This window comes from Bifidobacterium margollesii, from assembly GCF_002860355.1.
GTDB lineage: Bacteria > Actinomycetota > Actinomycetes > Actinomycetales > Bifidobacteriaceae > Galliscardovia > Galliscardovia margollesii.
The window spans coordinates 148,389-161,855 of the sequence record NZ_NMWU01000002.1 but is presented as its reverse complement, the minus strand read 5'-3'; the positions used below and the strand labels follow the sequence as shown (position 1 = coordinate 161,855).

Below are 13,467 nucleotides of genomic sequence, written 5' to 3'. Positions count from 1 at the left end.
GGCCTCCTATCGATCGGATTCAATGATCGGCCCGCAATCCCTCATCAGTCAGCTACGGCTGCCACCCCTCGCCTTCCCCTCGGAGGGGAAGGTGGCCGACGCAGTCGGTCGGATGAGGTGAGCAGCCGGAACCCCTCATCAGTCGGCTACGCCGACAGCTTCCCCCAGTGGGGGAAGCCAAAACGGACTCAGCCCACGGGAAGCCCCAGAATAGGCAGTCGCGTTTCGCCTTCCCCTTGATGGGGAAGGTGGCCGACGCAGTCGGTCGGATGAGGTGATAATCCTTCGCTCAAACCACCTCATCAGTCAGCCTACGGCTGCCAGCTTCTCGGCGGTGTTGGTCGGCCTTCGGCCGCGCTCTGTTCGCTCGCCTGTCGGCGAGCCTGAACCCTAAAAACGGCTCTGCCGTTTCCTTAACGGGTTCAGCCTAAGGGGAAGCCCAACAGTCACGCGACGGAGTCGCCGTCGAGCAGCGTGCCGTCGACGATCTCGATGTTCCGCGAGGCCGAACCCCAGAGTCCGCTGCCGACGGGGACGTTGCCCGAGGCCTGGACCCTGCCGCCGCGAATCGAGATCCCGACGGCCGATCCGCTTTCACCCCCGCCGAACCCGGCATCGCTCTGGCCGCCGCCCACACCGGCGCCATACGATCCCTGCATGCCACGGGATCGCGCATCGACCACACCCCCAAGAATCGTGATCTCCACGCCGTTGCCGCCATATCCACCGCCGACTCCGGCACCATACGCCATGCCCCGGGAGGCCCAGCACCGGCAGCTCACCATGCCACCGCCGATGACGATGGCCGAACCGTCACCGCCACGGCCTCCTCCTATGCCGGCGCCATACGCACCCCGCCGATCCGAACGGGCGGAAGCGTCGATCGCCCCGCCCCTGATCGTGATATGCGAGCCGGATCGACCCTTGCCGCCGCCTATGCCGGCGCCATCGGCCTCCCCGAACGATGAATACGAGCGCGCCGACAGCTTGCCGAGCTTCTGCGAGCCCACGGCGTCGATCACCAGCTCATTGTCACCGTTCTCCAATCCGGCACGATCCCCACCGGACCACAGGCGATTGTCGGACCCTTCGGCCAGCGTGAGCTCAAGACGTCCGGACCTCACCTCCAACGCAGCGGCTCCCCTATCCGCGCTGACATCGATCCTCACGCCGTCGAGCGTGAGGCGAGCGCCGTTCTCGACCACGATGCGCCCTTCGTTCGTACCGTCCTCATACCCCTCGGCCATGGCAAGGGTCAGCACGGCACCCTCACGCACAGCCAGCGTTCTCGACATCTCGTTCCACATCACGGACATCGGATCGCCGAACGTCACGGCAAACGGCCCCGAGCCCCGAGACGGCTCAGCATAGTCACTCCCCCGATATTCGGGCTTCGCACGACGAGCAGCACTCATAGATACCCCCATCTATAGCTCATACGACCGGTCGTCCAACCACCGGTGCCAACACAGCCGTATTCATTGAACAATATGCCACCAACATATTTCCACCATGCTTCGTCACCGTGAATCAATTCCTCGACCAGACCGATCAACTACCCCCTAAATCTACGTAGATTTTCACAGCAATCAGCATCACCAACCCCCGACCAATATCAAAAGCGGCGCAATTATCACAAACATCCATAAAACACAAGAGGTGACTTTTCGACAGACATCCCTTATATTGCGGGTTGCCCACCGAAAGCGGAACCACCGAACGCCGATACCAACCGACACCGAACGCGGCCAACCGACACCGCCGCAACCATCAACCGGACGAAGGAAGCAATCATGACCGCACCCACCACAACCGCCGGCACGAAACTCGGCACCCGCGACTACATCTTCATCGGCGTATACGCCGCACTGTATTTCGTTCTGATCGCCATCGCAGCCGCCGTGGTGCAGCCCCTGCCGTTCGGTATGCCGTTCATGGGATTCGCCTGCGGCATCCTCGGCGGCATTCCCTACATGCTCACCCTAGCCAAATCCCGGCGGTTCGGCGCGATCACCATCCTCGGCATACTGCTCGCCCTGCTCATGGGCGTGATCCACGGCAACGTATACACCATCGTCACCGCCGTGGTGGCCGCCATCGCCGCCGATCTGATCGCCAAGGTCGGAGGCTACCGGCGTATGACGCTCAACGTGCTTTCCGCAGGCGTGTTCAACCTGTGGAATCTCGGACTGTTCCTGCCGTTCTACATCGGCCGCAACGACTACCTCGCCTCCATGATCGCCAAAAAAGGTGAAACGGCGACCATGCAGATGGCCGGACTCTTCCCCGGCTGGATGCTTCCCGTACTGGTGGCGCTCGGCATCGTCGGCGGACTGATCGGCGCATGGATCGCCCGATCGGTGATGCGCCGGCACTTCGAGCGCGCCGGACTGGTCTGAGCGCACAATACCGACCGAACACACAGAACTGGCCAACCCTGTGTTCCGCTCCGCCAACCGTCCCCGCCCCACCGTCCGTCTCGACCCGCGTACGAAAATCGCACTGACGATCACCGTCGGATGCTTCTGCCTCGCCCGCGCCGGCAGCGGCCTGCCGACCGTCGACGTCATACGACTCGCACTCGCCTGCCTGCCGATCATCCTGCTGCCGCTGAGCCGACGATGGATCGCCATGATCGGCTATGTTCTGCTGCTGTTCGCCAGCGCCGCGGCCGCGACGCTCCTGCTGCCCGCCGTATCGGCCTCGGCACACGGCCTGTGGGGCACGGCCATGACCTGGCTGGTCTACGCCACGGTGGCGATGGCCACCCAAATGCTGCCCGTGGCCATGACCGCCTACTGGATGATCGCCACCACCACGGCCAGCGAACTGGTGACCGCACTGGATCGCATGCATGTTCCGCAGGCGGTGACGATCCCACTGGCGGTGATGTTCCGCTTCTTCCCCACCGCGCTCGCCGAGCAGCGTCGGATCAGCGACGCGATGCGCATGCGCGGTGTGCATATCGGCGGCAGCCGCGCGCGCTCGATGTTCGAATACCGCGTGGTGCCGCTGATCGGCAGCAGCGTGCAGATCGCCGATGAACTCGCCCAGGCCGCGATGACCCGAGGTCTGGGAGGCCCCGGCAGACGCACCAGCATCGCCGATGTGGGATTGCGGGCTCCCGACGCGGCCGTCATGCTGCTGTGCGTGGTCTGCTTCACCGTCTGGATCTGCGCGGCGGCCGGAATACTGTGATCAACGGAGCGCCTATGACCAACGGAACGATCATGATCGACGAAACGCCCTCCATACGGTTCGACCATGCGGGATTCTCCTATGCCGCAGAACCCCACGCCGGCGTGCGGGACCTCACCTTTGACGTTCCGCAGGGCACCGTGCTGCTGCTGTGCGGCGAATCCGGCTGCGGCAAAACCACGGTGACCCGACTGATCAACGGGCTGGCACCCCACTATTTCGACGGCACGATGACCGGCACGGTACAGGTGAACGGCGTGGACACCCGCGCCACGGATCTGGCCGGACTCGCCCGGCATGTCGGCTCGGTGTTCCAGAACCCCAAAAGCCAGTTCTTCACACTGGACGTGACCGGCGAGCTGGCGTTCGCCTGCGAGAACCTCGGCATCGACCCCGACGAAATCCGCCGGCGCGTGGCCGAAACCGCGTCCGATCTGCGCATCGGCGATCTGCTGGGCCGGGACATCACCGCGCTGAGTGGCGGGCAGCGGCAGAAGGTGGCCTGCGCGGCGGTCTGCACGGCGGGGCCGAACATCATGGTGCTGGACGAACCGAGCAGCAATCTGGACGCGAGCGCGATCGCCGATCTGCGGGCCATCGTCGCACGGTGGAAAGCGCGGGGACACACCGTGGTGATCGCCGAACATCGGCTGTACTGGCTGGACGGTCTGATCGACACGGCGATGGTGTTCCGCAACGGGCGGATAGCACGCACCATGACCGGCGACGAACTGCATGATCTTGCCGACGACGAATGCCGCAGGCTTGGTCTCAGACCGACAAGGGCGGATCGGATCGCCCCGGCGACCGCCCCGGCGACCGCCACTGTGGCCACCTCTGTGACCAGCCCGACGAATCCTGCCGAATCATGGCGTATCGAACGGTTCTCCTATACCTACCGGCACGCGCCAACCCCCAGCCTCGACATCCCCTCGGCCAGCCTGCCGGCCAGAGCCGTAACCGCCGTGGTCGGGCTCAACGGTGCCGGAAAATCGACGTTCGCTCGGTGTCTCCAAGGATTGGACCGCCGCGCGAAGGGCACGCTGATCGCACCGGACGGCGAGCGCCTGGACCGTCGGGATCGGCTGCACACCTGCTTTACCGTCATGCAGGACGTGAACTGCGAACTGTTCACCGAATCCGTGCTCGACGAGGTCCTGCTCGCCGAAACGGACGATACGAACGATACGAACGCAACGCGAGCGCACGGGATTCTGCGCGATCTCGACCTCACCGAATTCGCCGACCGGCACCCGCTGTCGCTTTCCGGCGGGCAGAAGCAGCGTGTGGCCATCGCGGCGGCGTTGGCCTCCAATCGACCGCTGCTGATCTTCGACGAGCCGACCAGCGGATTGGATCGTCGTCATATGGAACAGGTCGCACGACTGATTCGCAGGATCGCCGAGCATGAGAGACGTACCGTGGTGGTGATCACGCATGACCCCGAATTCGCGGCGCTCGCCTGCGATCACATGCTGACGCTGGATTCCGGACATGTCGTATCCGCCCGTCCGCTCGACGCCGAGGGGCGCGCCGAACTGATCGACCGGCTTACCGCCTGACCTGCGCCTACACGCCGACCGTCTTCTACACGAACACCAGCTGCACCAGCAGCATGTACAGCACGGTTCCGCCGGCGATGGACAGCAGCATATTGCGCCTCCACAGATGCAGCGCGATGATCGCGGCCATGGCGATCGCCTCGGGCACGCCGTGACTGCCGGACAGCGGCGATACGTCCTTGAGCGAATAGACGACCAGCAGCCCGGTCATCGCCAGCGGCAGCACCCTGCCCAGATAGTCGATGATGCGCGGCGGCCGCTTCGACTCCGGGAACAGGAGGAACGGCAGGAATCGGGTGAGCATCGTGCCGATCGCCACCACGGCTATGGTGATCACGCTCTGCCAAACCGTCATCGTCATGCGTTCACCTCGCCGTTGATATTCGCGGCACCGCCGGCATTCGCCGTGGTTTTCAGATCATCCAGATACGGCCGCAGCATCACGAACAGGACGATCATCAGCACCATCGACGGGATCATGAACCGTTCCGAGCCGAACACGATCAGACATCCCAGGGATGCGAGCACGCCGATCATGCCGGGAGCCCGCCGCCGCATACCATCCCGATCCATCCACTGATCAAGGAAGATCACCAGAAACAGCGCGGTAAGCACGAATTCTATGCCTTTCGTACTGAACGGCAGCAGTCCGCCGACCAGCCATCCCAGTGCCGTGCCGGCGATCCAATACCATCGGTTGAGCAACGAAACGAACAGCATGAACCAGCCGCGATCCACATCCTCGGGAATGCGGGCCGACGAATTGATGGCGAAGCTTTCGTCGCACATCGCGAAGATCAGATACGGTTTCTTCCACCCGAGATTCCGGAATCTGCCGAGCATCGACAGCCCATAGAACAGGTGCCGGGCGTTGACCATCAGGGCGAGCATGAACGCGGCGACCGGATTGAACGCGGACAGCAGCAGATTCACCGTCACGAACTCCATCGATCCGGCGAAAATGAAATACGCCATGCACACCGGATACAGGAACGCGAACCCCTTGGCATGCATGAGCAGACCATACGAGCATCCAAGAAACAGGAAGCCTGCCGCGATCGGCACGGTCAGCGGAAACGCCGCGCGCAGGGCCTTCATCCTCACGCCGCGCTTCCCGACGCCCGTCCGCGACGCGGCATCCTCCTGCACCGCGTCACGCTCCCGTCCCGTTTCTCCGGCCTCGTTACGCATGACTCCGTTCCGCATCTCATCGAAAACCCATCGAAAAAAGGGATTCACGAATCATCGTGAATCCCTTGGCTGCGGAGTGAGGGGGATTCGAACCCCCGAGCCGCTTGCGCAGCTAACACCTTAGCAGGGTGCCCCTTTCGGCCACTCAGGCATCACTCCAGTCACGTTCACAGAACGCAACAGATAGATACTGTAGCACTCATCCCGGATTTAGGCGACCTCGCGACACGCGCAACATCAATCGTCTCCTATTACGATGGCGGTATGAGCACCTCACCCCGATCCGCAGCCGTCAGACGCGACTGGGGTCACGATGAGACCGGCTGCACGACGCTGCACATCGATATGGACGCCTTCTTCGCCTCCTGCGAAATCGCACGCCGCCCGGAGCTCAAGGGCCGACCGGTCATCATCGGCACCGGACCGCGTTCCGTGGTGTCCGCCGCCAGCTACGAGGCCCGGCCGTACGGCGTGAACTCGGCCATGCCCGTCGCCACGGCAAGGCGACTGTGCCCGGACGGTGTCTTCCTTCCGGTGGACATGACCTACTATCGGTCGATCTCCCACCGGATATTCCAGCTGATGAGCCGGATCACCGACCGGATCGAACGCACATCGGTGGACGAAGTATATATGGACGTCTCCGGCGCGCTCAGACAGTGGGAGCGGCCCACCGCCATCGGCGCATGGATACGCCGCGAGGTGGAAAGGCGGTTCCACGTCACCTGCTCGGTGGGAGTGGCCGGCAACAAGCTCGTCGCCAAGCTCGCCTCCACCAACGCCAAGCCCAACGGCATGCTGCTGGTCCCCGTGGCCCGGCAGGCCGAGTTCGTGCAGATGCTGCCGTTGCGCTCGCTGCCGGGGGTGGGGCCTTCCAGCGCCAAACGATTGGAACAGTGGGGAGTCACCACGGTGACGCAGCTGGCGACGATGAGCAGGGACGATCTGACTCGCGCCACCGGTTCGGCGATTCATGCCAACGGATTGTATCTGGCGGCCCGCGGCATCGACGAACGGGCCGTGGTGCCGTACACTCCGGAAAAATCGATCGGCGCGGAACGCACGTTCGACGAGGATACGCAGGATCCGAACACGGTGACCGGTCTGCTGCTGTGGTGTGCGGACACCGTGGCCTCCTCGCTGCGGCGGCGAGGGCTGCTGGCCCGGACGATCACCGTGAAGCTGCGGTTCGCCGATCTGCGGTATTCCACGAAATCGCAGACGTTGGATCGGCCGGTGAACACCGCCGCCGCCATCTATCCGCAAAGCGTCATGCTGCTGGAGCGGATGCTCGACATGCCGGCGGGGGCGATCTCACGCGGGATGTCGCTGCCCAGACCGGTTCGTCTGGCCGGGGTGAGCGCTTCGGGACTGAGCGATACGTCCACGACGCCCGTGCAAGCCAGTTTCGATGATCTGCTAGCCGAGGAGCCGAGCGACAGGAACACCATTGATGCCAACGGGGGAAGCTGTGCCGGAACCGCGAAAACCGTGAAGCGTATGGGGCAGGCGGAGAAGGCATTAGATTCGATTCGCGAACGGTTCGGACGCGACGCCGTTCGCTTGGGATTGCGTGATTCGTGAATCGGCGTAGGGGCGAGGCTCGACCACCCTCAGTCGGCTACGCTGACAGCTCCCGCCAGCGGGAGCGGGCACCGCACGAAAAAGGCCTTCCGGAGCGAATCCGGAAGGCCTGGAGAAAACGAGGGGAATCAGCGATCAGAGTTGGAACCCGACCGAGGATTCCGAGGGAACTCAGTGGTCGAGAGACGGCTCAGCGACTCAGTGGTCGAGCTCGCCCTTCTCCCACTTGCCGTTGTTCAGATCATCGGCGATCTTGCGGTACTTGTCGTCGGTCAGACCGTACAGGAAGAAGATGATCAGCATGGCGGCGAACAGGGCCACGGCCGGGTAGAGGGTCATGGCGCCCTTGATGCCGGCGAGGGTGGCGGCGGACTGCGCCTGGTTGGCGACGTAGCCGGTGACGCCCAAGATGCCGGCGGTGATGACGGCGGCCAGGGACTGCGCGAGCTTACGGGAGAAGTTGAACGCGGCGACGGTGATGCCTTCCTTACGGATGCCGGTGTGCCACTCGCCGTAGTCGATCACGTCGTTGACGAATGCCCAGGTGATGCCATTCGGGATGGCGAGGCAGACGTAGCCGATGGTCACGAAGATGATGAAGGTGACGATGTTGGTGGGCAGGAAGAAGTTGATGAGGTTGGCGACCGCACCGACGACGAAGCAGACCACGGCGACCTGCTTCTTGCCGAACTTCTTCACAAGGAACGGGATGGAGAGGATGGCCACGATGGAGCAGCCCATCTGGATGGCGTTGATCACCGGCTGCAGACCCATGGAACCGAGGTTGTATTCGGCGAAGTACAGCATCATCGCGTTGTTGGTGTTCATGGCGGAGATGGTGAACAGGGTCATCAGAATGATGGCGAGCAGCGGCTTGTTGGTGAAGACCACCTTGATGTAGGCGCCGACGCCCTCCTTGGACTTGTCGCCGGTCTTCTCACGGTTGATCTTGATGTGTTCCTTGCAGTTGAAGAACGTGACGGAGAAGCACAGCACGCCGAGGATGGCCATGATGGCGGAGGCGACGGCATAGCCGTGGAACGTGGTGACCTTGCCGTTGGAGTCGGAGAACAGCAGGATGATCGGAATGAAGGCCACACCGGTGATCCACTGGGCGCCGAGGGAGCCGGCCTGACGGGTGGTGGCCAGCTGGGCTCGCTCATCGACGTCTCGGGTCATCACGTTGGCGAGACCCACATACGGCAGGTTGGTGAACGAGTAGCAGGTTCCCCACGCCATGTAGGTGACGAAGGCGTAGACGATACGGCCCCACATCGGGAAGTCCGGCATCGTGAAGGTGATGACCGTCAGGATCGACAGGATGATCGCGCCGACCATCATCACCGGACGGAACTTGCCGTGCTTGCCGACTCGACGGCTATCGACGAACGCGCCGGCGATCGGGTCCATGAAGGCGTCGTAGATCTTGGTGACGGCCATGATCGTGGCCACCATGCCGGGGTTGATCAGAGCGACGTCGGTGTAGAACTTGGTCAGGTAGGCCTGACCCAGATCGAACATGAAGCCGTTGCCGAGATCACCGAAGCCGTAGCCGATCTTCTCGCGCCAGCTGAGCTTTTCTCCCTTACCGGTGTTGATTACACCGCTGTCTGTTGCAGTAGTCATAATTGATACCTGTTCTCAAGGTATCCGGCAGAATGTCGGAAGCCTGGGAACCCTTCCTTCTAGGTTGGTTTGTTTCACCGGATCGCGACTGTTGCCAGACGGCCGCGATCCCGGACGTTCGATCCGATGGCAGTCGGATCGAACGTCTTTTTTTCCGTGTCCGATTCTCACCCGGTTTCCACCGGCCGCACACGGAGAACAGATTGATTGGTTGATTGATCGCGGTCGCGGACCGCCGATCCAGCCGATCGTCAACATCGCCGTTGACTGATCCGACCGATTTCGGCGGCGCGGACCGCGACGGGGTTACTTGAACAGTTCCTTGGCGTTGTTGTAGGAGACGTCCTGCACCAGCGGGGCAAGGGTTTCGAGGTCGGACGGGATCTCTCCGCGATCGGCCCACTCGCCCAGCTGCTCGCACAGGATGCGGCGGAAGAACTCGTGGCGCGGGAAGCTCAGGAACGAACGGGAGTCGGTGGTCATGCCGACGAAGTTGCCGAGCAGCGAACCTTCGGCCATGGTCTGGATCTGCTTGCGGATGCCTTCACGGGTGTCGTTGAACCACCAGGCGTTGCCGAGGGCCATGCGCTGCTTCATGCCACCCTGGAAGCATCCGATGATGGTGGTGATGGCCAGATAGTCGTTCGGGTTGAGCGAGTAGATCAGCATCTTCGGGATGGAGTCGGTCTTGGCGGCCTCGTTGAGCAGGGCTGCCAGCGGCTCGGCGATGGAACGGTCGTTGATCGAATCGTAGCCGGTGTCCGGGCCGTGGATCGCGAACTCGCGGGAGTTGATGTTGCGCATGGCGTGGATGTGCAGCTGCATCGTCCAGCCGTGGGCGTGGTAGATCTTCATGAGGTCGAGGAACAGCTGGGTGCGGTACTTGGTGACCTCCTCCAGCGTCAGCGGCTTGCCGGCGCGCGCCTTGTCGAGGATCGCGTCGCGTTCGGCCGGAGTGGACTTGGCGTACAGCATCAGGTCGGCGGCGTGGTCGGACAGGCGGGAGCCGTGCTCGTGGAAGAAGTCCACGCGCTTGTTGATGGCGGCCATCATGTCGTCGAAGGAGTTGATCTTGTCGCCGGTCACCTGCTCAAGCTGGTCGACCCACTCGGGGAAGCCGGCCTTGTCGGGGTTCAGGGCCTTGTCGGGGCGCATGGCCGGGATCATCCTGAAGGTGTCGCCGCCTTCCTTCTCGAAGGCGATGTGGTATTCCAGCGAATCGACCGGATCGTCGGTGGTGCAGATGGTGTCGAGGTTCATGCGGCGCAGCAGGGCGCGGCGGGAGAACTCAGGGCCGGCCAGCATTTCGTTGGTCTGATCGTAGATCGCCTTGGCGGTCTTGGAGTTGAGCTCGTCGGTGATGCCGAAGTAGCGGCGCAGCTCCTGATGCGTCCACATGTACACCGGGGAGCCGATGGCCTTCTCCATGGTCTGCGCGTAGGCATAGAACTTGTCCCACGGGTCGCCGTTGCCGGTGATGAGCTCCTCCGGCACGCCGTTGGCGCGTTCCAGACGCCACTTGTAGTGGTCGCCGTAGTTGTTGCCGTCGGTCAGCCACGCCTCGACGATGTCCTTGAAGTTCGGGTCCTTGTAGATCTCCTCGGGATGCAGGTGGCAGTGATAGTCCACGATCGGCATCTTCTCCGCATAATTGTGGAACAACTCCTTGGCCAGATCCGTCGTCAGCAAGTATTCGTCATCCATGAAAGCCATGGTGGTTACCTCCTTTGGTACCGTCACGTACAAGCTGCTTCACAGCTCGTTCACTTTGAACTCTATGAAGAGTGACGCAAATCACTATTTTTTGTTGCCATCGTTTGCCGATCTTTCGGAAAAGTCGTCAGAACGTGCGTATAAACACTGCAAACGCTGGCAACAATTCGTTTGACCTGCGGCCGACGGGGATACGTTGAAGACGCACTACAGAAAGGATTCTCCTATGAGCAACGAAGCTTGTGCATACTGCGACGAAGGCCCGGCGCTGGACGCCTTCGGCATCAAGATCTACGAACTGCCGGCCAGCAAGGTCGTATTGTTCAAGGAGCAGAGCCATAAGGGCCGTGTGATCGTGGCCTCGAAGCATCATGTCTCCGAAATCGTGGAACTGAGCAAGGAGGACCGCGACGCCTTCTTCGACGATGTGGACCGCGTGGCCAAGGCCGTGCACGCCACCTTCCACCCCGACAAGGTGAACTACGGCGCATACGGCGACACCGGACACCATCTGCATTTCCATCTGGTGCCGAAGTACCGGGACGACGAGTTCGAATGGGGCGGCACCTTCGCCATGAACCCCGATCGCGTTCATCTGACCGAAGAAGAGTATGACGAGATGGCCAAGGCCATCGTCGCCAACCTGTAGTCGTCGGATTAGTCGGATTAGTCGTAATAGTCGGATTACGGTCGCATGGGCGGGGCGTCGGCCTAGGCCATCAGGCCAAGGCTCACCATGCCTTGGAAGCTCCGCCCGTCACCTCATCCGGTCGGCTACGCCGGCCTGGTGACACTAGGCGCCGAGTCGCGTGGCGGCGGTCCGGATGGCTTCGTCGCTCGCCGTGGAGGAGACCCGCAGATACGCCGGGTCGCCGTAGAACTCCCCCGGGCTGACGATGATGCCCAGATTCGCCAGATCGTCGATGTCAGTCCAGCAATCCCCGGACTTCGACCTCACCCACACGTACAGCGCACCCTGCGGCATCGCGGCGTCATATCCGGCCGCGCGCAGTCCGCGCACCAGCGTCTCCAGACGCCGACGATACCGGTTCCGCTGCGTCGCCACCGCTTCCATGTCCCGAAGCCCGGCGACCATCGCGGCCTGACATGGCCCGGAGATGATCTGACCGATCTGCTTGCGAACGTTGAGCATGGGAGCCAGCAGATCATCGTCCCCGGCGATCAGCGCTGTACGATATCCCGCCATATTCGACTGCTTGCTCAGCGAATACAGGCACAGCAGACCGTTCGCGGAGCCCCCGCACACCTCGGGAGACAAAATGCACGGCGTGGCGGAGCAACCGTTCCCGCCTTCGCCCCGCCAGTCCATCAGCGCATAGCATTCATCAGACACCACCACGGCACCGATCCGCCTGGCCGCCGCAACGATCCCGCGCAGCTGCTCGGCGTCCAGCACCTCACCGGTCGGGTTCGACGGCGAATTCACCCAGATCATCCGCACACCCGGCACGTTCACCCAGGATTCGAAGTCCGCCACATCGACCTTGAGCGCGCTCGCCCCGGCCAACTGAGTGCCGATCTCATAAGTGGGGTACGACACGCGCGGCTGAACCACCACGTCGCCCTCCCCCAGACCCAGCAGGCTAGCCATCAGCGACACGGCCTCCTTGGAGCCCTGCGTCGGAATCACGCCGGCGTGCAATGCCGTGAGATCAACCCCGCGGGCACGCAGGAACCAGCCCACGATCTCGGCCCGCAGACTCTCGGTACCGCGGGTGACCGGATACCCGTAGGCGTTCGGATCGTTCGCCGCGTCGGCGAGCGCCCGTCGCACCGAATCCGGTACGGCGTCGACCGGCGATCCGATGGACAGGTCGATCATGCCGTCCGGATGCCGCGCGGCCGTCTTCTTCGCGGCGGCGAGCCGCGACCAGTCGTATGGCGTGCTGAATGGTGCAAATCCCACGTTCGATTCCTTCCGATCCCCTTTATGGGCAGTGCCCCCTATACGGACAGTGCCCCTTATATGGGCAAATACCTCTTATACGGACAGTGCCATGTGGACGATGTCCCGTCCCTCATACGGAAAACTCCCCATACCCATATCCGGGATGGGGAGTCCGCGTCTCGTTGCCGATCGATATCAGCCAATACCGTGCCGATGCCGGCCGACGTCGGCGATCAGCCCTGATTCTGCGGAGGCAGAGCGGCCACCTGCGCCTGATCGTGGTCGATCTCACCGAAGCCGGAGGCCCCGCCCTGATCGCCCACCGCGGCGAAGAAGTCCACCGCGGCGTCCTTGTACCAGGACCACTCCTCGGGCAGATCATCCTCGTAGAAGATGGCCTCGGTGGGGCAGACCGGCTCGCAGGCGCCGCAGTCGACGCACTCGTTCGGGTTGATGTACAGCGTGCGCGGACCTTCGTAGATGCAGTCCACCGGGCATTCGTCCACGCAGGCCTTGTCCTTCACGTCCACACAGGGCTGAGCCACAACATACGGCATAGTTCGATCCTCCTTGCATCATCACCCGGCGGGGTCTTCGACTCGCGCCGCCGCCTGCCACCGGGCCTCCACCGCTTCCCGCGGCGTTTCGCATACTGGTCGTCAGTCTACGCCGCCCCCACAACAG

At 62.8% G+C, this 13,467-nt stretch carries 12 protein-coding genes and 1 tRNA gene; 5 read left to right on the top strand and 8 right to left on the bottom strand.

All coding sequences use genetic code 11. The annotated features are described in order from the left end of the window. Positions 1 to 446 precede the first annotated feature (446 nt). Positions 447 to 1,295 carry a hypothetical protein gene (locus Uis1B_RS00755; protein WP_133124780.1) on the bottom strand — a complete coding sequence of 283 codons (849 nt, stop codon included), beginning with the start codon at positions 1,293 to 1,295 and terminating at the stop codon, positions 447 to 449. Positions 1,296 to 1,793: 498 nt separating this feature from the next. On the opposite strand from Uis1B_RS00755, the gene Uis1B_RS00750 reads away from it, so the two are divergent. The 3 genes from Uis1B_RS00750 to Uis1B_RS00740 are packed head-to-tail and all read left to right on the top strand — an operon-like array spanning position 1,794 to position 4,760. Further along, positions 1,794 to 2,399, top strand: coding sequence for an MptD family putative ECF transporter S component (locus Uis1B_RS00750; protein ID WP_101614603.1), 606 nt, complete (start codon positions 1,794 to 1,796; stop codon positions 2,397 to 2,399). Between the two features lie 40 nt (positions 2,400 to 2,439). After that, entirely contained in the window at positions 2,440 to 3,198 is a 759-nt protein-coding gene (locus Uis1B_RS00745; RefSeq protein ID WP_165782651.1) for an energy-coupling factor transporter transmembrane component T, read from the top strand. Positions 3,199 to 3,212: 14 nt separating this feature from the next. After that, a complete protein-coding gene (locus Uis1B_RS00740) occupies positions 3,213 to 4,760 on the top strand; it encodes an ABC transporter ATP-binding protein (protein ID WP_207763347.1) in 1,548 nt (515 codons plus the stop codon). 25 nt (positions 4,761 to 4,785) lie between these two features. Here the strand turns inward: Uis1B_RS00740 and Uis1B_RS00735 are convergent, their stop codons facing one another. From Uis1B_RS00735 to Uis1B_RS00725, 3 genes are all read right to left on the bottom strand, one after another. Next, the gene (locus Uis1B_RS00735) at positions 4,786 to 5,121 is read right to left on the bottom strand and encodes a branched-chain amino acid transporter permease (protein WP_101614599.1); all 336 of its coding nucleotides are present in this window, start codon (positions 5,119 to 5,121) and stop codon (positions 4,786 to 4,788) included. After that, a complete protein-coding gene (locus Uis1B_RS00730) occupies positions 5,118 to 5,858 on the bottom strand; it encodes an AzlC family ABC transporter permease (RefSeq protein ID WP_101614711.1) in 741 nt (246 codons plus the stop codon). The genes Uis1B_RS00735 and Uis1B_RS00730 overlap by 4 nt, the downstream gene beginning before the upstream one ends. Positions 5,859 to 6,023: 165 nt before the next feature. Then, a tRNA-Ser gene (locus Uis1B_RS00725) sits at positions 6,024 to 6,110 on the bottom strand. A 105-nt stretch (positions 6,111 to 6,215) separates the two neighbouring features. Between Uis1B_RS00725 and dinB the strand changes: the two genes are divergently transcribed. Continuing rightward, the gene (gene dinB / locus Uis1B_RS00720) at positions 6,216 to 7,535 is read left to right on the top strand and encodes a DNA polymerase IV (RefSeq protein WP_101614596.1); all 1,320 of its coding nucleotides are present in this window, start codon (positions 6,216 to 6,218) and stop codon (positions 7,533 to 7,535) included. A 198-nt stretch (positions 7,536 to 7,733) separates the two neighbouring features. Here dinB and Uis1B_RS00715 read toward each other — a convergent pair whose 3' ends face one another. Next, positions 7,734 to 9,161, bottom strand: coding sequence for a glycoside-pentoside-hexuronide (GPH):cation symporter (locus Uis1B_RS00715; RefSeq protein WP_101614594.1), 1,428 nt, complete (start codon positions 9,159 to 9,161; stop codon positions 7,734 to 7,736). 306 nt (positions 9,162 to 9,467) lie between these two features. Then, positions 9,468 to 10,874, bottom strand: coding sequence for a glucuronate isomerase (uxaC, locus tag Uis1B_RS00710; protein ID WP_101614592.1), 1,407 nt, complete (start codon positions 10,872 to 10,874; stop codon positions 9,468 to 9,470). 226 nt (positions 10,875 to 11,100) lie between these two features. Between uxaC and Uis1B_RS00705 the strand changes: the two genes are divergently transcribed. After that, positions 11,101 to 11,523 carry an HIT family protein gene (locus tag Uis1B_RS00705; RefSeq protein WP_101614589.1) on the top strand — a complete coding sequence of 141 codons (423 nt, stop codon included), beginning with the start codon at positions 11,101 to 11,103 and terminating at the stop codon, positions 11,521 to 11,523. A 144-nt stretch (positions 11,524 to 11,667) separates the two neighbouring features. Here the strand turns inward: Uis1B_RS00705 and dapC are convergent, their stop codons facing one another. Together dapC and fdxA are read right to left on the bottom strand one after the other, a co-directional pair. Beyond that, the gene (dapC, locus tag Uis1B_RS00700; RefSeq protein WP_101614586.1) at positions 11,668 to 12,801 is read right to left on the bottom strand and encodes a succinyldiaminopimelate transaminase; all 1,134 of its coding nucleotides are present in this window, start codon (positions 12,799 to 12,801) and stop codon (positions 11,668 to 11,670) included. Positions 12,802 to 13,016: 215 nt separating this feature from the next. Then, on the bottom strand, positions 13,017 to 13,340 hold the full coding sequence (gene fdxA / locus Uis1B_RS00695) for a ferredoxin (protein ID WP_101614584.1): 324 nt from the start codon (positions 13,338 to 13,340) through the stop codon (positions 13,017 to 13,019). Positions 13,341 to 13,467 lie beyond the last annotated feature (127 nt).